Below are 19,261 nucleotides of genomic sequence, written 5' to 3' on the forward strand. Positions count from 1 at the left end.
GCCGCATTACAGCTTGTAGGTGGTTTCCTCTTCGCCGAGCACCATGCGCCCGGCCCATTCCACGCCCTGCATGACCGAATGGTCCATGTTGGCGGCCTCGTACTTCCACCCGCCGAAGCGCCCGCGCGAATAGATGCCGTGCGCTTCCAGCCACGGCTGGAGGGTGCGCAGGGCGTCGTCGCGCCCCAGGGTGGGCACCGGGTAGCCGTAGTCCACGGCGATGGACCACCGCGACGCGATGCGCGCCCGCTCCTCGGGGTGGAGCATGGAGATGTTTACAAGCCCCTCGATGGTCTTGTCCATCAGGGTATCCAGTTGTTCCGGCTTGTGGTCCGACCACGAGGTTTCGGCCATCAGCGCCCGTTGATGGCCGGGCCGGGCCGCGTTGTTGGGCGAGTAGTTGTGGAAGTTGGTCAGGCGGTAGAAGGGCGCGTTGGATTCCGGAAAGTACATCCAGCAGGTGTCGTCTTTACGGGTGTCGTCCGGCCGCATGCCGTCCACGCCCACCCCGGCCACGTACACCCCGTTGCGGGCCAGTTGCCCGGCGGCGGCGCGCAGGCCGTCGCCCACGCTGGCGGCGGCGGGACCCGCGCCGATCTGGTCGCGGATCAGGATGTCCAGCGGGCCGGTGGTCAGCAGCCTGTCGTAGGTGATGGTTTCACCGCCTGCGGTGCGCACGGCGCGGGCGGCCGGGTCCACGGCGGTCACGGGGGTGTTCAGGCGCACCGTGTCGCCCAGGCGCGCGGCCAGCCGGGTGAAGATTTCGCCGGTGCCGCCCCGCAGCGGAAAGCGGAACAGGTTGTTGGGGCCCCAGCTGACGTTGTCCAGTTGCAGCACCAGGTTGCGCAGCACCATTTCAAGGTCGATGACGCTGACCCGCTCGCCGATCCACTGGTAGCTCATCATCTCGGCCGGGGTGGCCCACACCTTGAAGTTGTAGGGCCGCATGAAATATTTGGCGATGCCCGCGCCGAAGACGTATTCGAACCATTCCGCGAAGTTGGCGGGCGCTTCTTCGCGCCGGTGGCCGGGCAGCAGGGCCTGCACGCATTCCCACTGCATTTCCGCCGGCAGGTGGCGGATGTTGTTCTGGAAGGGGTAGGGCACCCAGCGGTCGGCGATGCGCACCCGCGCGATGCGCATGTGCTCCAGGTATTCGCCGTCCAGCAGGCTTTCCACCAGATTGTCGAAGTAGGAGTAGTGCGAGAACACCACGTGCCCGCCGATGTCCCAGGTGAACCCGGCTTCGTCGCGGAAGCTGGCGGCCAGCCCGCCGGGATGGGGGTTGCGCTCCAGCACCAGCACGGAGCGTTCGCCCAGTTCCGCCAGCCGCCAGGCCGCGCCGAGGCCCGTGGGGCCCGCGCCGATGATCAGGTATTTGACGTGCATGCGGTGTCCTGCGTGGTGCGCGCGGTGCGCCCGCGCGGTTGCCGTGTGCCCCGGTGGCGGGGGCGATGGTCGTATCGGCGCGGGGCAGGGGGCTCCCGTCAGGAACCCGTGCGCGTGCCCAGGGCCGCCAGCTTGCGCAGCAAATCGCGTTCCAGCGCTTCGAACTCGCGGCGGCGCATGGCCAGTATTTCGGCCGCGTCGAACATGCCCGAGAGCTTGTAGCGGTTGCCAAGGCCGTTGCCGAACTGCGCCGCGCCCATGCGCACGGCCTTGCCGCTGCGCTTCATGTGGCGCACGGGCAGAAAGCCGGTGTAGCAGGCCATGCGCCCGTCGCGCGCCCGGCGCAGGTCGTGCTCCAGGTCGTCGTACTGCGAGGGCGACAGGGACAGCGAAAAGCCCCCGGCCGCCAGAAGTTCGGCGGTGCGGAACAGGTGGCAGCATCCGGTCACCGAGATGCACGGCCGCAGGTAGTCGAAGCGGCCCATGTCCGTGACCTGGGCGTGCAGGTCGCTGACCGAGAAGGGCAGGGCATGGGCGCGGGACGCGGCAAAGGCCACCTCCGGGGACAGGACGTCGCGCTGCGGCCCGCCAGCCGCGCCAGCCGGGTTGCCGGCCGGGGGCGGGGTGTCGTCCGCGAAGGCGGCGAGGTCCGGCGGGGTTCCTTCCGGCGCGCGGAAGTGGGCGGTCAGGTGCAGGTCGGCGGACTGGACCATGTACGGGGCGTGCCAGTCCAGGGTGCGGCCGCCCCAGGCGCTGGCGTCCGGCTGGCGGCGCACCGCACCGGCCAGGCGGCGCAGCCAGTCGGGCGGCACGGCGGCGTCGTCGTCCAGATAGGCGGCGAAGTCGCAGGCGGCCACCTCGGGCAGGCGCATCAGCCAGTTGCGCGCGGCGGCGGCCCCCACGTTGACCGGCAGGTGCACGGCGGTGCAGCGGTCCGCCCCGAACCTGTCGGCCCAGGCGCGCACCACGTCGCCGGTGGAGCCGGTGCCGCCGGTGCCGCCGGTGCCATCGGTCGAGCCGTTGTCCAGCAGGACGATGCGGGCCACGTCCGGCAGGCCGGGGGCCAGGTGGGCGAGGGCGGTGTCCAGTTCCGCCGCCTTGTTCCACGAATAGAGCAGCACGGCGGTGGACCCGGCGGGCGCGGCCTCCGGGGCGTCCACGCCGCGCCAGGCGTCGTGGGCGCGCAGGGCAAGATTGACATGCCACGGCCGGGCGGCCAGCACCGCATCCCACAGGGGCAGGGCGGCGGGGGCGTCGCCCAGGCGGGCCAGGCAGTGGCCCGCATGCTCCACCGGGGCCAGCCAGCAACCGGAGCCCGGCGTCGCACCGCTGCCCGGCAGGCCGGACACGGCCCGCGCGGCGGCGCGGAAGCGGGCCAGCGCCGTCCCATGGTGGCGGGCGGCGGTGGCCTCGTCGCCACCGGAGGCGCGGTTGGCCGCGAGGCAGCCGGAAAGATGGGCGAAGAGGGGGGCCAGAGGCGGCGCGGCGCCGGTTACGGCGGCCCGGGCGAGAACGGCCTCGGCCCGGCTCAGGTGGTCCCCCAGCCAGTCCAGGTCGCCGGACAGTTCGCCCACGGCCACGGCCTGGTGCACCCAGAACAGGTTGGCGGGGTCGCGCTCGCGCTCCGCGTCCACGTGGCGTTGCAGGCGCACCCAGTCGGCCTGGGCGGCCAGCCGTTCGTAGCGGGCGAGATCGGCTGGCCGCCGCCACGCCCCGTGCACGGCGGCCAGCAGCGCGGCCAGCGCGGGGTGCAGCCATGACATCCGCTGATCCAGCAGCAGCACCTGCCCGGCCAACTGGCCGTTGCACGGGTCGTCCTCCCACGCGGCCAGCAGCAGTTCGCGGCCGGTGCGCAGCAGGGCGTCACGCCCGGCGAGGCCGTCGGGCGGGGTGGCGGGGGATTGCGAGCGGGCGATGGCGTCGGCCGCGCAGCGCAGCCGGTGGACGGACCCCACGCTGCCGTGGGCGAGGCGGATACGCAGCCACAGCGGCAAGCGCTGCCAGGCAAGGGCAAGGGAGGCGTGCGGCATGGCGTCGTCCCTGTCGGTGGCGCACCCCGGCGCGGGGCGCGCGGCGAAACAAAGGCGCGGGCCGGGATCAGTCGGCGCAATTCACGCAGCGGCTGGCCTCGGGCATGGCCATCAGCCGGGCCAGCGGGATGGGCTCGCCGCATTCCACGCAGAAGCCGAAGTCGGGGTCGTCCTCGTCGATGCGCTTCAGGGCGTATTCCAGGCCCACCTGCCGGTTGCGCAACTGGGCCAGGGCGGCCTCGTTGACGCTCTTGTTCTGGATGGCGTCCATGCGCGACACCTCGTCCATGCCGTCCGCGCCGGGGGGGACCGGCTTGGTCAGCTCCTTCAGGGCCTCGATGTCCTGGGCGATGCGGGCGAGATCGGCGACGATCCGGTCCCGGAGTTTCTGTCTGTCGTTGGGGGTCATCGTGCTGCTCTCTTCCGGGGCGAGCGGGAAGGGCGGTGGTTGCTGGGTCCGTCGCGGCGGTCCGGCGGGTCGCACTGGCGCGCCGCGCCGGGCGAAACGCCGCAGGAAACCGCCGTGGGGCGGAACGGCGCATGCCGATCAGCCGACACGGTTCGTGCGCCGCCGGGGGCGCCGCCATGGGTTGCCGGAGCTTCGTCCGCATGGGAACCCGGACGAGAATCCAGCCCTACCCCATTTGCCCGCGCTTTCCAAGCCCTTGACGCATGACGGGTTCCGGCGCGCATGGCGGGCGCGCTGCATTTTCGTCGCATTGCCGGAATTCGTGCGATGGGCTATGTGCCATGCATGATGCCCCACCCTACGGACGAAACGCCGTCCACGACACATGCCGACAGTCCCGCCGCTGCCGCCGCGTCCGTGGGCGCGCCCAACGCGGCGGGTCCGGCGGCGTGCCGTCGCACCGTGTCGCTGGTGGTGCCGGTGCTGAACGAGGAGGACGCCGTCCCCATCTTTCTGGCCGCGGTGCGGGCGGTGGTGGACCGCGAGCCCTACGACTTCGAGTTCGTGTTCGTGAACGACGGCAGCGGCGACCGCACCCTGGACGTGCTGCTGGCGGAACACGCCCGCGACCCCCGCGTGAAGCTGGTGGACCTTTCGCGCAACTTCGGCAAGGAACTGGCCCTGGCGGCCGGGTTGCAGGCCGCGCGCGGCGACGCCGTGGTGCCCATGGACGTGGACCTGCAAGACCCGCCGGAGGTGTTGTCCGACTTCCTGCGCGCCTGGGAGCGCGGGGCCGAGGTGGTGGTGGGCGTGCGCCGCGCCCGCGTCAGCGACACCGTGGGCAAGCGGGTCAGCGCGCGGCTGTTCTACCGGCTGTTCAACCGGGTGAGCGGCAACCCCATCGTGCCCGACGCGGGCGACTACCGGCTGCTCTCGCGCCCTGCCGTGGACGCGCTGAACGCGCTGCCCGAGCGGGTGCGCTTCACCAAGGGGCTGTACACCTGGGTGGGCTTCCGGCAGGTGCCCGTCGGCTTCGACCGCGCCCCGCGCGCGGCGGGCACGGGCAAGTGGAAGCCGTGGAAGCTGTGGAATTTCGCCATCGACGGCATCACCGGGTTCAGCACACTGCCCCTGCGGGTGTGGAGCTACCTGGGCATGGTGGTGGCCCTGGCCGGGTTCTTCTACGCGGCGGTCATCGCCGGGCGTACGCTGCTGTTCGGCAAGGACGTGGCGGGGTATGCCTCGTTCATGGTCACCGTGCTGACCCTGGGCGGGCTGGTCATGGTCTCGCTGGGGATCATCGGCGAATACCTGGGCCGGGTGTACGAGGAGGTCAAGCGCCGCCCGCAGTACGTGGTGCGGCGGCGGGTGGGGTTTGACGCACCCTGCGCGGGAGAGGACAAGGGCGATGCCGTTGGCGCGGGAATCACCGGCGGCGGGCGCTGCCCCGCCTGCGGTGCGGCGCAACCCGTCCCGCATGCCGCCCCGGCTTCCCCGGGCGTCCCCCGCGACGATTCCGGTCCGCACCACGCCTGATGTCCGAAATTCTCATGGAGCAGCCCCCCCTTTCCCCGCCGTCCGGCCCGCCTTCGTCCGCCACCGCCCGGCAGGCTTTCCTGTACCTTCAGGCGTCCGTCATCGGCACGCTGGCCAACTTCGTGTCGCGCTTCGCGTGGTCGGAGCTGGCGGGCTTCGAGGCGGGCGTGCTGCTGGCCACCTACACCGGCATGGTCATCGTGTTCCTGCTGTCGTACCGCCGGGCCTTCGGCGTGCGGCGGCCCGACGCGGCCATGTGCCTGCGCTTCGTGCTGGTGGCCCACGCGGGCATGGCCGTGGTGTGGGTGGTGTCCGTGGCCGCTCTGCGGGTAGCGGAATCGCTGGTGGTGCTGCTGCCGGGCTGGCCCGTGTCCCCAGGCGGAGGAATGGACGGGGGAATGGGCGGGGGAACGGCCATGGCCGCCAGCGCGGGCGGCATGGGCGCGGCCCTGCACGACCCGGCCGCCTGGCGCGCCGTGCTGCCGCAGGGGCTGGGCGCGCTGCTCGCCCCGGTCATGGGCCGCGCGCTGGAGGGCGGCTGCCACGCGGCGGGCATCGTGGCCGGGTTCGTGGTCAATTTCGCGGGGCACAAGCTGTACAGTTTCCGGCGGCGCGGCGGGGATGGCGCGCTCGGGGCGTGTGGCGACGTGCCTGCCCCGTCCGGCGCGCAGCGGGGACCGCTGCGCGGGATGGTCACCCCCGCCCGGCTGGCGGCCCTCCTCGCCGTGGCCGTGCCCGTGGCCTACGTGGCGGCCTATGCGCCCTACGGCATGGACACCACCGACTTCGGCTTCTTCTACGGGCATGCCTGGCGCATCCTGCTGGGCGAGGTGCCCTACCGCGACTTCTTCTACGTCAAGCCGCCCCTGTCGCTGTACTGGCACGCCTTCTGGCTGTGGCTGACGCCGGAGCGGGTCTCCGTGCTGGCGGGCAAGGCGGGATTCTACGCGGAAATGCTGGCCGCCTCGTGGCTGGGCGCGCTGTACCTGGCCCGCGCCGTGGACCTGCGCCGCCTGGGCGTGCCCCTGCCGCTGCTGGCCACGCTGGGCTTCGTGTGGTCGGTGCATTCCTTTCCGCCCATGCCGTGGCACACGGTGGAAGGGGTGCTGTTCGGCGCGGGGGCGCTGTACGCCGTGGTGACCGGGCACCCGCTGCTGGCCGGGGTGCTGGCGGCGGCCAGCGCGCTGACCAAGCAGTCGTACGCGCTGATGCCGCTGGGCGTGGCCGTGGCCGCGCTGGTGGCCGGGCGAGGGATGGCCGATACCGGCGTCCCCGCAGGGATTGCCGCCTCCGCCCCTCTGCGCGCACGCTTGCGCGAGTTGCACTGGCGCGATGGCGGGCTGGCGGCGTTGGGCGCGGCCGCGTCCTTCGCCGTGTTCGCCGGGCTGCTGCACGCGGCGGGGGCGTGGGACGGCTTCCGGGCCATGACTACCGGAATGGGCGGCCAGTCCGGGTTGGGCGAGGCGTTGCAGGCGGGCATCGTGGTGTACCTGACGCAGGAGTTGCGGCTGCCCGCGCTGGCCCTGCTGCTGTGGGGCGCATGGGCGGTGCTGGACGGCAGGCCGCGCGGCGGCGTGCAGCCGTTGGTGCTGTATGTGCTGCTGCTGGCGGCGGACTACCTGTACACGGTGGCCGCCACCCGCGCGTGGATCGGCTACGGGGCGGACTGGCCGCTGTTTCTGGTGACCGTGGGCGCGGTATGCGTGCTGTGTTGCGGCGACCTGTTGGGGCGCTTCGCCGTGGGCGCGGAGGCTGCTCCCGCCCCGGCGGCCACGCCTTCCCCCGCCATCCCCCCGGCGGGGAGGGCCGCCGTGCTGCTGGGCGCGGGGCTGCTGCTGGCGTGGTCCACGGGCATCAGCTGGGGCTACAAGACCCCGGCCTTCTTCGCCGCGCCGCTGTGGCTGGCGGCCATGCTGGCGCACGTGCGCCTGGGCGGCCGGGCGGCGACGCTGGCGTGGGTGGCCCTGGTCTGCGGGCTGGTCATGTTCCGGGCCGGGTTCCAGTACCCCTACGTGTTTCCGCAGCGGCCCTTTCCCCGCGCCGCGCTGGTGCACGACGCGGGCGCGGTGTTCCCGCGCCTGTCCGGGGTGAAGGTGGACGACACCCTGCTGGGCACCCTGCGCGACCTGCGCGAACTGCGCGCGCGGTACGGGGCCAACTACAAGACGCTGCCCGGCTTTCCGCTGGCGTACCTGCTGACCGGCGACAGGCCCGCCCTGCCCGCCGAATGGTTGCAGGACGGCGAGATCAACGGCCGGGTGGACGAGGTGTACGGCCTTCTGGTGGCCCGCGACGTGGTGGTGTTCATGGAGCGCGACCAGATGGACACCGTGGCCCCGGACGGGTACGAGCGCACCCGCTATTCCGTGCCCGCGCGGGTGCGGCGGGAATGGCGCGCGGTGGACGAGACGGAACGCTTCGTGGTGTTCCGCCGTCCGTAGGGCGCGCCGCCCGAAGGGGCGAAAGGCGGCCCCGCGCGAAAATGCGCTACCGGTACGGCGCGAAGCGCAGGTCGGTGGTCAACTGGTCGATGAGCTTGCGGTGCCCGGCCGGAAAGGTGAAGCGCGGCAGTTCCGCGAATTCCACCCAGCGGTACTCGGTGGCCGCGTCGAGAACCGGCGGAGCGGGCGGCGCGGACGCCGGTGAAGGCCCGCAGCCGTTGCCCCCGCCGGGCGCATCGTCCAGCGCGCACAGGTAGCAGTGCAGGGTGACCCGGTAGGTGGTGTACCCGTGGCGGATCACCGCCAACTTGTCGCGCACCGCGATACGGAAGGCGGTCTCCTCGGCGTATTCGCGCACGATGGCCGCGTCCGGCGTCTCGTCCTTCTCCACGCAGCCGCCGGGAAATTCCCAGAACCCGGCCCACACGCCCTCGTCCGGCCGCTTCTGGATGTAGATGCGGCCGCCGTGCACCAGCACGCCGGTGGCCACCTCCAGCGGGGTGATGGGCTGCTTGCGCCCCGGCACGGGCCGCTCGTGGGGAATGCCCAGGCGCAGGCTTTCGCACAGGCTGGCCAGCGGACATGAAGCGCATTGCGGCTTCTTGCGGCAGACCAGCGCGCCCAGTTCCATGAGCGCCTGGTTGAAGTCGCGGGCGCGGCCGGGGGGCAGCAGCGCGGCGGCCAGCGCCCGGATGCGCCCGGCGGCGGGCTGGGCGCGCACGGGGGTGTCGATGTCGAACACCCGCGAGAGCACCCGTTCCACGTTGGCGTCGATGCAGGTCACGTCGCGGTTGAAGGCGATGCCCGCGATGGCCCCGGCCGTGTACGGGCCGATGCCCGGCAGCGCGCGGATGGCCTCCGGGTCGTCGGGCAGTTCGCCGCCGTGCCGCTCCACCAGGGCTTTCGCCGCCTTGTGCAGGTTGCGCACCCGCGAATAATAGCCCAGTCCTTCCCACACCTTGAGCAGTTCGTCCTCACTGGCGGCGGCCACGCTGGCCGCGTCGGGGAATCGGGTCATCCAGCGCAGGAAGTAGCCCACCCCGCGCTCCATCTGCGTCTGTTGCAGCATCACCTCGGAAATCCACACCGAATACGGCTCGTAGCCGAACCGCCACGGCAGCGGCCGCTTGTGCACGGCAAACCAGTCCAGCAGGGCCTGCGCGAAGGCGGCGGCAAAGGCCGGGGTGGGCAGGCCGCGGGGCTGGGCGACGTCGGGTGGGGACCGGTCTGGCGCTGCGTCCGGCAGAGTCTCCGACAGGCCGGGGGCGGCACTGGCGCATGCGGAATGGGGGAAGGTGTCACGGGCGGGCATGGGCGGGGATGTACCGCACGCACGGCGCGGCTGGCAAGGCGCGGAACTGCACGCCCGTGCCGTGGGGGGCCGCCGCCCGCGTTCCGGCACGTTCCGTCCCGGCGGCCGCGGCGCTACCGGGCGACGGACTGCGCCGTTGTGTCCGCTGTTTCCTGCTGCACGGCGGATACATGCATCCACGAAATGCGGCGGTCGCGGGGAATGCCCCAGAGAGCCAGCGTGCGGTCGAGGTGTTCGGGCAGGGTGGCCGCGTTCGCGGCATCAGTGGTGTAGTGCCATGCGCGCGGTGTCCGTTCGTCCTGCGGAGTATGGATCAGCACGTCCAGCCGTCCTTGCGGGCTCACGAACAGCGCCAGATGCACGCTCGGGTCGTATGCGGCGCTGCCCGCGCACACCGCCCCCTGGGGACCGGTCAGGCAGCATCCCCCTTCGCCGGTGTAGTGCTCGGGGATGCTTTGCGGGTCGAACGGCAGCAGGCTGAGGGTGGAAAGCAGTTCGTAGTGCGGCGGGGGCAGCAGGGCCGTCAGGCGTTGCGCCATGCCCGGCATGGCGAGCACCTTTTCGAAATACATGACGTTTTCGAAGGCTTCCGGGGGCATGGGCTGCGGGGCAACAGCTTCGGAAGGGGGCAGGGGAGCGGGCTTGCGTTCCGTCAGGCACAGCGAAAGCTGCCTGTCGGCAAACCGGTCGCCCTCGCCTGGACGCGGCCACTGGGCAATGCCGTTGCGGGTGCAGTCCGTGCCGTGCACGTCGGCGTTCCATTGAAGGCAGCGATCCGCGCCGTCCGCGCATCCCCAGAGCCACATGCCCTTCGCGCCGGACGGCCAATGGGGAAACACCGCGCCCGCCACGGCAAAGGGCGGCCTGCCCTCTTCGATGCCGGTGCCGGCCCCCGTGAACCGGCCTTCCGCGTCGGCCTGACCGCGCATGGTCACGGTGACGGGGGTGCCGTCGAGGGTGCCGGTCCAGGTGCGCTCCTCGCCATGCACCGGCACGGTGGGGGTGGCGGGCGCGACGATGGGGAAGGTCTGGGTGCTCAGTGGGCCAAGGTGCATCCACGGCAGGTCGTCGCGCGTGGGATCGGGGTCGTCGCTCTCCAGCGGCCACAGCCGGAGCGCCTCGTTGATGTCGCCGGGCAGGGCCGCCACGTCGCGGGTGTCGTTGGTGTAGTGCCATGTGTCGGCGCGGGAGGAAAAGAAGTTGTACAGCAGCACGTCCACCCGCCCCTGCGGGTTTACGGCCAGGGCGATGCGGTACCACGGCCATCCGTCCGACGTGCCCGCGCACAGCAGGCTGCCTTGCGACCCCATGAAGCAGGGGGCTGTTTCCCACTGGCTCATGCCCTGAACGATCTCGTAGTGTTCGGGAGACAGCATGCCCGCCAACTGTTGCGCAAGCCCCGGATGCTCCAGCAAGTCCCCCCGCCGGGGGCCTGCAAGGGCCTGCGGCGGGACGGGCAGGGGGCGGACCGGCGGAGGCGGCGGCGCGTCAAGGGCGGCGCGCCGGGTACGGCGCAACTCGAACCGTGAGGGCGTGTCGCCGATGTAGCCTTCGCGCGCGCGGAACTCCGTGGGGTCTTCGCTGTAGGTGTCGCCGTACCAGGGGGTGCAGGCCGCCGCGCCGGGCGGGCACTCCCAAAGGCGCATCCCCTTGGCCAGCGGCCACCACAGGGCAAAGATGCCGCCCGTGACGAAACGTGGGACCCCCTTCTGCGGGATGCACACGCCGCTGCCCACGAAGCTGCCCTCGTTGTTGGACCAGCCGCGCATGATCAGCGTTGTGGGAATGGTGTCCACCGTGCCCTCCCACGTCCATTCCTCGTACCGCATGGGCATGGTGGGATAGGGCGGGTTGGCCTGGGGCATCTTTTCGGCGTGGAGTGCGCCGGGAACCAGCCAGAATGCCAGCGTGACCGTGAACAGGAAGCAACGGAGCATGCGCATGAGAACCCTGCCTGTGGGTGCCGGAAGTCGCCAAGTCATATCGCATGTCAGGGGTGACTTCCAGTATTGGCGGTACCGGCGCAGGTCGGGACGGGTTATTCGCGGGTATGCGTTTTTTGTTTCTCAGGGGCATGGATTGTTGGCTTGTGTTATCGCATTGTCAAATATACAAAATGGGAATGCATGGCTGTGAAATTTAGATTTGCAGGGGGACGCGTGAGCACGTTCAGAAAAAATGCGATTGTCGTGCTGTTGTTGGTTTTCGTGATTGTCGATTATTTGGTTTGGGATTTGTTTAATGCTTCTCATAGCATCAGAACTGTATATGTAGTTGTGGCGCATCTGATACGGGCAGTTGTCTTCGGGCTCGCCGCGTTCGCCTTGAGGCATACCAAATTCAGAACATTGGGGTTGAAAATTGTTGTTTCTTATGCGGCAACCTTGTTTGTCATCTCATTCTATTCTGGTGTCCCCGGAAGGATTCCTGGTCTGAACATGATTCCTTTCAATATACTATGGTTTTGGAATGATCCTTTGGATATAAACAAGGCATTAAAAGGGGCAATGCTCATTTTCTATTTTTTAGTGCTGTGTGTTTATGGAGCATTGTTGAAAAGTGGAAAAAAAAGCGGCGCTCGGTGACGCCGCTTTTCCGTTATTTATCGATAAATTTCCCTGTATTCTTGTCGCGTGGGTGATCGATTTCTCTCCATATTCGTTTTGTTTCTTGCAGAACCGCGTCTACCAGATCAGGCACGGCGAATCCCCATGAGATGGGGGATGTTGCTTCATCCAGTGCCTGGATGCTCTTCATGCCCTTGCGAAGCTCCTGTCCCTTGTCTCCAAGGATTTCTTGCACACGTTGCTTTTCTTTGGAGCCATAAGGAGCCCAAAACGGGGCGACATTGCGGGCAATTCCTGCCCCTTCAAGCCCCAGCGGGTCGAAGGCGCTGACCGGATCGTCCACGCAGTAGTCGTAGGGGTCGTGGTCGCCGCCGGTGTCGCCCAAGGGGTCGGGCGCGGTGAAGCGTCCGGCGCGCGGGTCGTAGTCGCGGAAGCCGAAGCGCACCAGTCCGGTATGCCGGTCCACCAGCCCCCCGGCAAAGCCTAGCGGCAGGTAGAAATACGGGCAGGTGTCCAGCAGGAGGTTGCCGAAGCTGTCGTGCTCCAGGCGTTTCACCACCTTGCCGTCCGGGTCCATCAGGGCCTTTACCGTGCCCACCTGGTCGCGCCCGATGCGGAAGGTGACGGAGCGCGGCGGCGGGGCGGCCTCGCCGTCCTTGCGGAAGATGGACAGGTCCAGCAGGCCCCCTTCAAGGTTGTCCAGCGCCGGCCCGTGCACGGTGACGGCCTCGGGCACGCGGTCGCCGCCGTAGTGAAAGGTGTAGTCCGAGCCGGTGCGGTGGTCGCGGAAGCAGGCCAGGCGCAACGGGTCGAGCCACTGGTATTCCTCGCTGGGCGCGTCGTTGCGCAGCACCAGGAAGGGCATGCCGTGCTGCCCGAAGCGGTAACGGATGATGTCGCCCCCGGGCAGCACCACCGAATCGAGGGCCACCGGGACAAGCTGGCCTTGGGGGTGATGGGGCGCGCCTCCGGCGTCGGCATTTCCTCCATTTCCGTAATAGAACCACGTGCTGTTGCGCCCCTCTTCCGTGCACCGCAGGCTGCCGTCCGGGGCGTACATGTAGCGCGCCCGCCCGGCACGCACGAGGCGGCCCGCAGCGTCGTAGGCAAAGGCGCGCTCCGTCTCCATGGCCCGCAGCGCGTCGCGCGACATGCCGGGCAGCGGGGCCACCCGCGCCTCCGTGCGCTGGCCCGCCGCGTTGTAGGCGTAGCGTTCCGCCACCTGGCCGTCGCGGCGCACCTCGGTCAGGTGACCGCGCTCGTCGTGGGTGTAGTCGTAGCTGGTGATGTGCCCCCCGCAGTGTTCCTGTTTGGCGCGCAGTCTGCCCTCGGGCGTGAAGGCGCAGTGCACGCCCAGCACGGGCGGGATGTCGCCGGACGGGGTGGCGGCGGTACCGGTGGTGGTCCCGGGGCGGGAATCGGGCTCGTGGGGGGCGGGTGCGCCGGACGCGCCGCCCGCGCCGTACCCCAGCCCGGCGTGCGCTGCCCCGCCGGTCGGCGCCGGCCGTTCGTCGCGGGGCCGCTTGGCGAACACCACGTTGCGCAGGAAGTCTTCGGTGGACATGGCCCGGGGAGAACGCTGGGCAGGGGCGCGGCGGAACGTGCGCCCGCGAGTGGAGGCGGACATGGTATTTCCTTTGGTTGATGGTGGAAATGCCGCATCCGTAGCATGAAGGTTTCGGCCCGGCGCGGCCGCAGCGGGGTCGCACCGGGGTGGGAAGGCCGTCCGGAGGGGGTGCGGCCATGGCGTTACCCTGCCGCACCCCGCATGCCACCCCGGCATTACCCTGACGGAAGGCCCGTGCCGCAACAAGCGAGGGGAACCGGACAATTCCGGTTCCCCCCTCTCAGGACATCATGCCGGGCACGGCGCGTGGCGCGGGTCGCGCATCCGGCTGCCTTGGTGGCGCGCGCCCGTCACTGCCGACAGGCTGCACGTCCTGCGCGCCCCGTCCCGCACTCCCCGTTAGGCTGCGCGGGCCTGCCTACGCGTGGCGCACGCGGCCCAGGAATTCGCGCAGGCGCGGGTTCTTGGGCGCGCTGAAGAATTCGTCCGGCGGGCCTTCTTCCTGAATCCGCCCCTGGTCGATGAAGATCACCCGGTCGGCCACCTCGCGCGCAAAGCCCATTTCGTGGGTGACGATGACCATGGTCATGCCTTCCAGGGCCAGGGCGCGCATGACTTCCAGCACTTCGCCCACCAGTTCGGGGTCCAGGGCGCTGGTGGGCTCGTCGAACAGCAGCACCTTGGGCTGCATGGCCAGCGAGCGGGCAATGGCCACGCGCTGCTTCTGCCCGCCGGAAAGCTGGTCCGGGTAGGCGGCGGCCTTGTCGACCAGGCCCACCTTTTCCAGCAGGGCCAGGCCCAGCCGGTCGGCCTGGGCGCGGGGGGTGCGGCGCACGCGGATGGGGCCCAGGGTCACGTTGTCCAGCACGCTCATGTGCGGGAACAGGTTGAACTGCTGGAACACCATGCCCGCTTCGGTGCGCACGTAGTTGATGTTGGTGGCGGGGTCGTACAGGTCGTGCCCGTCCACGATGACCTTGCCGGAGGTGATCTCCTCCAGCCGGTTGATGCAGCGCAGCGCCGTGGACTTGCCCGAGCCGGACGGCCCGATGATCACCACCACCTCGCCGGGACAGACCGTAAGGTCGATGCCGCGCAGCACTTCGTTCTGGCCGAACCGCTTGTGCAGGTTGCGGATCTGGATCATGGGGGATTCACAGGTCTTCATCGCGGCATCCCCCTAGCGCCCGGAGCGAGCGTTGAGCCTGCGCTCGTACACCCGCAGCGCGCGGGCGATGCTCAGCGTCATCACCAGATACATCACGGCCACGGTCAGCCACACCTCGAAGGCGCGGAAGTTTACGGCGATGATCTCCTGCCCCTGCCGGGTCAGTTCGCCCACCCCGATGACCACCAGCAGCGAGGTGTCCTTCAGCGAGATGATGAACTGGTTGCCCAGCGGCGGAATCATGCGGCGGAAGGCCTGCGGCCACACCACGTACAGCAGGGCCTGCATGCGGGTAAGCCCGATGGAGCGGCCCGCCTCGGTCTGGCCCACGTCGATGGATTCGATGGCCCCGCGCACGATTTCGGCGATGTACGCCCCGGAATTGACCGCGATGGCGATGATGCCCGCCGTCACCGGCGGGATGCGCATGCCGGTGGCCAGCGGCAGGCCGAAATACAGGAACATCACCTGCACGATGAGCGGGGTGCCGCGGATGGCCTCCACGTAGATGTCGGCCACGGCGCGGGGCAGCCTGCCGCGCGCGGTCTTGGCGAGCCCGGCGGCGGTGCCCAGCAGAAAGCCGATGGCCAGCCCGCCCAGGGTGATGACGATGGTCAGGTGCACCCCGCCGAGCAGCAGGGGCACGCTTTCCCACATGACGCTTGCTTGAAAGTCCAGTGCCATGGAATGCCTTCGGGTGGGTCTCGCGGGGTGCGGGAACGGGCAAGGGGATGGCCATGCGGCCATCCCCGTCGCGTCCGTCCGAACGATTAAGGGGTGATCAAGGTGCGATCAAGGGGCGGTCACGGGGCCGGGATGCCCGCCGCCGTGGCCGCCGTCGTCAAATGGGGCGGGGGCTACTTGCCGGGGGCGTAGCCGAACCACTTGATGTACAGCTTTTCGTAGGTGCCGTCGGCCTTCACCTTCTTGAGGGCCTCGTTCACCTTGGCCACCAGCGGGCTGCCCTTGGGAAAGCCGATGCCGTACGACTGGCCCTGGTACAGCGGGCCGACGGTCTTCACCTTGCCCTTGCCGGCGGTCATGGCGAATTCCTTCACCACGGGCATGTCGAACACCACGGCGTCGGTGCCGCCGCTCATCAGTTCGAAGAACATGCCGTCGTTGTTGGGGAACAGCTTCACTTCCTTGGCGCTGGCGCTGGCCTTCACGAAGTCCACCGAAGAGGTGGCGGTCTTGGTGGCCACCACCTTGCCCTTCAGGTCTTCCACCGACTTGATGGCGGCGTCGCCTTCGCGCACCAGGATCATCAGGCCGGAATCGTAGTAGGGGTCGGAAAAGTCGATGACCTGCTGGCGCTCGGCCTTGATGGTGATGCCCGCGATGCCCACGTCGATGTTGCCGGTCTGCAGGCCGGGGATGATGCCGTTGAAGTCCATGGGCTGCAACTCGTACTCCACGCCCACGATCTTGGCGACGGCCTGCCACAGTTCGATGTCGAAGCCGGTGTACTTGCCGTCCTCGCCCTTGAATTCGAAGGGCTTGAAGTTGGTGTCGTGCGCGACGACGAGCTTCTTGGCCATGGCGGGGGCGCACAGCGCGGCCACCAGGGCAAGGCCGAGGGCGATCTGGATGAGACGCTTCATGTGGTTCCTCCGGTCTGTTGCGGCTGGTGCGCCGGTGCGCGCACGGCCCGTGATCCATCCGCGCGGCGTGCGCGCGAATCGATTAGGCATTGCAGAATCCGGGCGGGAAAGCAAGGCTGGGCGGACGTGGCACGAGTTGATGCGGGGCATGGCGCGGCCCGCGAAAGGGGCCGGAAGGGGCATCCTTTCCGGCCCGTGGGTTTCGGCGGCGCGGACGGCGGGGCGCGGAGCGGCTACGCGGCCTTGCCCGTGGCGGCGGGCGCGGGGCAGGCGGGCCGGCCGGGCTCGCCATCATCGAAGAAGGCGAGGCTGGCGGACGAGATGACCACGATCACCGAGCCCACGTTGTGGAACACCGAGGCCATCACCGGCGAGAGCAGGCCGTAGCCGCTGCCCAGGATGGACAGCGCGTTGAACAGCACGCCGAGGCCGATGTTGATCTTGATGAGCGAGATGGCCCGGCGCGCCAGCCGCACCAGGAAGGGCAGGCGGCCGATGTCGTCGTGGGTCAGGGCCACGTCGGCGGTTTCCAGGGCCACGTCGGTGCCCGCGCCGCCCATGGCCACCCCCACGTCCGCCCCGGCCAGGGCGGGGGCGTCGTTGATGCCGTCGCCCACGAAGACCACGGTGGCCCCGGACTGCTGCTGGGTGCGGATGGCGGACAGCTTGTCGGCGGGCTTCAGCCCGGCGCGCCAGTAGTCGATGCCCGCCTGCGCCGCGATGCGCGCGGCGGCGGTCTCGTGGTCGCCGGACAGCATGCCCGCGTGGGCCAGACCGGCGGCGCGCAATCCGCTGACGGCGGCGCGCGCGCCGGGGCGCAGGGTGTCGGTGACGGCCAGCAGCCCGGCGGGGGCCGCGTCCACGCGCACCAGCAGGGCGGTGGCCCCGCGTCCGCGCAGGGCGGCCAGCGGCGGGACCAGGGAGGGCGCGCGTTCGGAAAGCTCCGTTTCGACATCGGCCGTCACGCCGCAGACCTCCACGGCGTGGCCGTCCACGGTGGCCCGCACGCCCACGCCCACTTCGGTGAACGCGCCCTCGGCGGCGGCGGGCGCGATGGACCGCTCCTCGGCCCCGGCCACGATGGCCCGCGCGATGGGATGGGTGCCGCCGCCCTCAGCCCCGGCGGCCAGGGCCAGCACCCGTTCGGCGGCATAGCCGGGTGCGGGCAGCACCTCATCCAGTTCCGGCCGTCCGAAGGTGAGGGTGCCGGTCTTGTCGAACAGCACCAGGGTGGCGGCGGCCACCTTTTCCAGGGCCTGCCCGCCGCGCACGATGATGCCCGCGCGGGCGGCGCGGCCCACGGCGGCCACGGCGGCGGTGGGCGCGGCCATCAGCAGGGCGCAGGGGCACCCGGCGATGAGCACGGCCACGGCGCGCGAGGTCTCGCCCGAAACGGCCCAGGCAGCGGCGGCGCAGGCCAGCACCACCGGCGTGAACCATTGGGCGTACCTGTCCACCAGGCGAGCGGCCTTGGGGTTGTGGGCCTCGGCCTCTTCCACCAGACGCACCACCTTGCCGATGGTGGTGTCTTCGCCTACGCGCTGCGCTTCCACCACGATGACGCCGTTGTAGTTCATGGTGCCCGCCAGCACCTTGTCGCCCGTGGCGCAGGAGCGGGGCAACGGCTCGCCGGTGATGGACGATTCGTCCACGGCGGTGACGCCGGACAGGATCACCGCGTCCACGGGGATGCGTTCGCCGGGGCGCACGCGCAACTGCTGGCCCACGCGCACCTCGGCGGCGGGCACGGTGCGTTCGCGGCCGTCCGGCTCGATGACGGTGGCGGTATCCGGGGTGACGGCGGCCAGGGCCTTGATGGACCGGCGGGCGGCATCGCTGAGGAAGCCTTCCACCAGCGAGCCCGCCTTCATGATGCAGGCCACGATGGCGGCGGACAGGTATTCGCCCTGCGCCACCGAGGCGACGAGGGCGATGGACACCAGTTCGTCCACGTTGACCTGTTTTTCCATCAGGCCCTGCACCGCGCCCTTGACGATGGGCAGGCCGTTGACGGCGGCCCCGGTCAGGGCCAGGGCGGCGGCCAGCCACGCGGGCGCGCCGGAAAGCGACGCGACCCACGATGCGGCGGCCAGCAGGCCGCCCAGCAGGCAGAGCAGGGTTTCACGGGAAGAGATGAGTTCGCGGTAGGAGCCGGGGCAGGCGAAGCGTCCGATCACGGGGTGTGCCTCCAGAATGTTTGACGGTCAAACTTCTTTATGTCCAAGATAGTTTGACCGTCAAGGTATTTTCCGGGGCATGCGCATCATGCCGGAACGGCAGATGAATTTGCCGTTGCCGGTGTGGCGGGAGCAGTGCGTTTATCCCAGGGCCACGTCCAGGGTCATCATCAGGGTGAACCCGGCGATGACGCCCATGGTGGAAAGGTCTCCGTAGCCCGACCCCTGCGATTCGGGGATGACCTCTTCTACCACCACGAAGATCATGGCTCCGGCGGCAAAGGCCAGCGCGTACGGCAGGATGGGCTGCGCCCAGACCACGGCCGCCGCGCCGATGACGGCGGCGATGGGTTCCACCATGCCCGAGGCTTGCCCGAACAGGAACGCCTTCATGCGCGAAAACCCCTCGCGCCGTAGCGGCACGGACACCGCCGTGCCCTCGGGAAAGTTCTGGATGCCGATGCCCAGCGCCAGCGCCACGGCCCCGGCCAGCGAGGCCGAGGGCAGGTCGGCCGCCACGGCGCCGAAGGCCACGCCCACGGCCAGCCCTTCCGGGATGTTGTGCAGGGTGATGGCAGCCACCAGCAGGGTGGAGCGCTGCCAGCTGCTGGGCAACCCCTCGGCGTGCTCGATGGGGTTGTGCAGGTGCAGGTGGGGCAGCAGCATGTCCACCAGGCGCAGGAACAGCGCTCCCAGCACGAAGCCCACGGCGGCGGGCACGAACGACCAGCGCCCGAGGTGCCCGGACATTTCCAGCGCCGGGGCCAGCAGCGACCAGAAGCTGGCCGCGATCATCACCCCGGCCGCAAAGCCCAGCATGATGTCCAGCATCTTGCGCGAGAAGCTCTTGGTCAGGAACACCAGGGCCGCGCCCAAGGCGGTGACCCCCCAGGTGAACAGCCCGGCGATGAAGGCTTGCGTGACGGGGGAAAGCTCGGTGAAGGCGGTGTACATGCCCGGTCTCCGGAATATGGTGAAGGAAGTCGGCCGGAAGGGTTCGATACGCCGAGTATACCCGGAAACGGCGCGCCGTCCACCGCCCAACGCGCGGGGGACGGGTG

At 69.9% G+C, this 19,261-nt stretch carries 14 protein-coding genes; 3 read left to right on the forward strand and 11 right to left on the reverse strand.

The annotated features are described in order from the left end of the window. Window positions 1–6 precede the first annotated feature (6 nt). The 3 genes from ACR4XJ_RS06450 to ACR4XJ_RS06460 form a co-directional block, all read right to left on the reverse strand. Window positions 7–1,389 (reverse strand): protoporphyrinogen/coproporphyrinogen oxidase, encoded by a 1,383-nt coding sequence (locus tag ACR4XJ_RS06450; RefSeq protein WP_434754445.1) that lies wholly within the window; start codon window positions 1,387–1,389, stop codon window positions 7–9. Between the two features lie 98 nt (window positions 1,390–1,487). Next, window positions 1,488–3,419: a glycosyltransferase family 2 protein gene (locus ACR4XJ_RS06455; protein WP_434754446.1), complete on the reverse strand. Its 1,932-nt coding sequence runs from the start codon at window positions 3,417–3,419 to the stop codon at window positions 1,488–1,490. Between the two features lie 67 nt (window positions 3,420–3,486). Beyond that, entirely contained in the window at window positions 3,487–3,828 is a 342-nt protein-coding gene (locus tag ACR4XJ_RS06460; RefSeq protein WP_007525016.1) for a TraR/DksA family transcriptional regulator, read from the reverse strand. Window positions 3,829–4,173: 345 nt separating this feature from the next. Here ACR4XJ_RS06460 and ACR4XJ_RS06465 point away from each other — a divergent pair, with 345 nt between their 5' ends. Next, window positions 4,174–5,364 (forward strand): glycosyltransferase family 2 protein, encoded by a 1,191-nt coding sequence (locus tag ACR4XJ_RS06465; protein WP_434754447.1) that lies wholly within the window; start codon window positions 4,174–4,176, stop codon window positions 5,362–5,364. Window positions 5,365–5,378: 14 nt separating this feature from the next. Then, window positions 5,379–7,805, forward strand: a complete 2,427-nt coding sequence (locus ACR4XJ_RS06470) for a hypothetical protein (protein ID WP_434754448.1) — start codon at window positions 5,379–5,381, stop codon at window positions 7,803–7,805. A 46-nt stretch (window positions 7,806–7,851) separates the two neighbouring features. Here the strand turns inward: ACR4XJ_RS06470 and mutY are convergent, their stop codons facing one another. Continuing rightward, window positions 7,852–9,117: an A/G-specific adenine glycosylase gene (gene mutY, locus ACR4XJ_RS06475; protein ID WP_434754449.1), complete on the reverse strand. Its 1,266-nt coding sequence runs from the start codon at window positions 9,115–9,117 to the stop codon at window positions 7,852–7,854. A gap of 113 nt (window positions 9,118–9,230) precedes the next feature. Then, on the reverse strand, window positions 9,231–11,060 hold the full coding sequence (locus ACR4XJ_RS06480) for a hypothetical protein (protein ID WP_434754450.1): 1,830 nt from the start codon (window positions 11,058–11,060) through the stop codon (window positions 9,231–9,233). A 216-nt stretch (window positions 11,061–11,276) separates the two neighbouring features. Between ACR4XJ_RS06480 and ACR4XJ_RS06485 the strand changes: the two genes are divergently transcribed. Beyond that, window positions 11,277–11,702: a hypothetical protein gene (locus ACR4XJ_RS06485; protein WP_434754451.1), complete on the forward strand. Its 426-nt coding sequence runs from the start codon at window positions 11,277–11,279 to the stop codon at window positions 11,700–11,702. A gap of 13 nt (window positions 11,703–11,715) precedes the next feature. Here the strand turns inward: ACR4XJ_RS06485 and ACR4XJ_RS06490 are convergent, their stop codons facing one another. From ACR4XJ_RS06490 to ACR4XJ_RS06515, 6 genes are all read right to left on the reverse strand, one after another. Then, window positions 11,716–13,311, reverse strand: a complete 1,596-nt coding sequence (locus ACR4XJ_RS06490; protein WP_434754452.1) for an RHS repeat domain-containing protein — start codon at window positions 13,309–13,311, stop codon at window positions 11,716–11,718. Window positions 13,312–13,669: 358 nt separating this feature from the next. After that, the gene (locus tag ACR4XJ_RS06495; protein ID WP_434754760.1) at window positions 13,670–14,398 is read right to left on the reverse strand and encodes an amino acid ABC transporter ATP-binding protein; all 729 of its coding nucleotides are present in this window, start codon (window positions 14,396–14,398) and stop codon (window positions 13,670–13,672) included. 33 nt (window positions 14,399–14,431) lie between these two features. Further along, on the reverse strand, window positions 14,432–15,103 hold the full coding sequence (locus ACR4XJ_RS06500) for an amino acid ABC transporter permease (RefSeq protein WP_434754453.1): 672 nt from the start codon (window positions 15,101–15,103) through the stop codon (window positions 14,432–14,434). A 173-nt stretch (window positions 15,104–15,276) separates the two neighbouring features. Further along, the gene (glnH, locus tag ACR4XJ_RS06505) at window positions 15,277–16,023 is read right to left on the reverse strand and encodes a glutamine ABC transporter substrate-binding protein GlnH (RefSeq protein WP_434754454.1); all 747 of its coding nucleotides are present in this window, start codon (window positions 16,021–16,023) and stop codon (window positions 15,277–15,279) included. 233 nt (window positions 16,024–16,256) lie between these two features. Continuing rightward, on the reverse strand, window positions 16,257–18,200 hold the full coding sequence (locus tag ACR4XJ_RS06510) for a heavy metal translocating P-type ATPase (RefSeq protein ID WP_434754455.1): 1,944 nt from the start codon (window positions 18,198–18,200) through the stop codon (window positions 16,257–16,259). A gap of 141 nt (window positions 18,201–18,341) precedes the next feature. After that, entirely contained in the window at window positions 18,342–19,154 is an 813-nt protein-coding gene (locus ACR4XJ_RS06515) for a ZIP family metal transporter (protein WP_434754456.1), read from the reverse strand. Window positions 19,155–19,261 lie beyond the last annotated feature (107 nt).

Source organism: Nitratidesulfovibrio sp. D1 (assembly GCF_051133415.1).
GTDB lineage: Bacteria > Desulfobacterota > Desulfovibrionia > Desulfovibrionales > Desulfovibrionaceae > Cupidesulfovibrio.

Bases quoted from the DNA above. Each gene is read 5' to 3' on its own strand.
- ACR4XJ_RS06450 (WP_434754445.1), bottom strand. From the start codon at position 1,389: ATGCACGTCAAATACCTGATCATCGGCGCGGGCCCCACGGGCCTCGGC.
- ACR4XJ_RS06455 (WP_434754446.1), bottom strand. From the start codon at position 3,419: ATGCCGCACGCCTCCCTTGCCCTTGCCTGGCAGCGCTTGCCGCTGTGG.
- ACR4XJ_RS06460 (WP_007525016.1), bottom strand. From the start codon at position 3,828: ATGACCCCCAACGACAGACAGAAACTCCGGGACCGGATCGTCGCCGAT.
- ACR4XJ_RS06465 (WP_434754447.1), top strand. From the start codon at position 4,174: ATGATGCCCCACCCTACGGACGAAACGCCGTCCACGACACATGCCGAC.
- ACR4XJ_RS06470 (WP_434754448.1), top strand. From the start codon at position 5,379: ATGGAGCAGCCCCCCCTTTCCCCGCCGTCCGGCCCGCCTTCGTCCGCC.
- mutY (WP_434754449.1), bottom strand. From the start codon at position 9,117: ATGCCCGCCCGTGACACCTTCCCCCATTCCGCATGCGCCAGTGCCGCC.
- ACR4XJ_RS06480 (WP_434754450.1), bottom strand. From the start codon at position 11,060: ATGCGCATGCTCCGTTGCTTCCTGTTCACGGTCACGCTGGCATTCTGG.
- ACR4XJ_RS06490 (WP_434754452.1), bottom strand. From the start codon at position 13,311: ATGTCCGCCTCCACTCGCGGGCGCACGTTCCGCCGCGCCCCTGCCCAG.
- ACR4XJ_RS06495 (WP_434754760.1), bottom strand. From the start codon at position 14,398: ATGATCCAGATCCGCAACCTGCACAAGCGGTTCGGCCAGAACGAAGTG.
- ACR4XJ_RS06500 (WP_434754453.1), bottom strand. From the start codon at position 15,103: ATGGCACTGGACTTTCAAGCAAGCGTCATGTGGGAAAGCGTGCCCCTG.
- glnH (WP_434754454.1), bottom strand. From the start codon at position 16,023: ATGAAGCGTCTCATCCAGATCGCCCTCGGCCTTGCCCTGGTGGCCGCG.
- ACR4XJ_RS06515 (WP_434754456.1), bottom strand. From the start codon at position 19,154: ATGTACACCGCCTTCACCGAGCTTTCCCCCGTCACGCAAGCCTTCATC.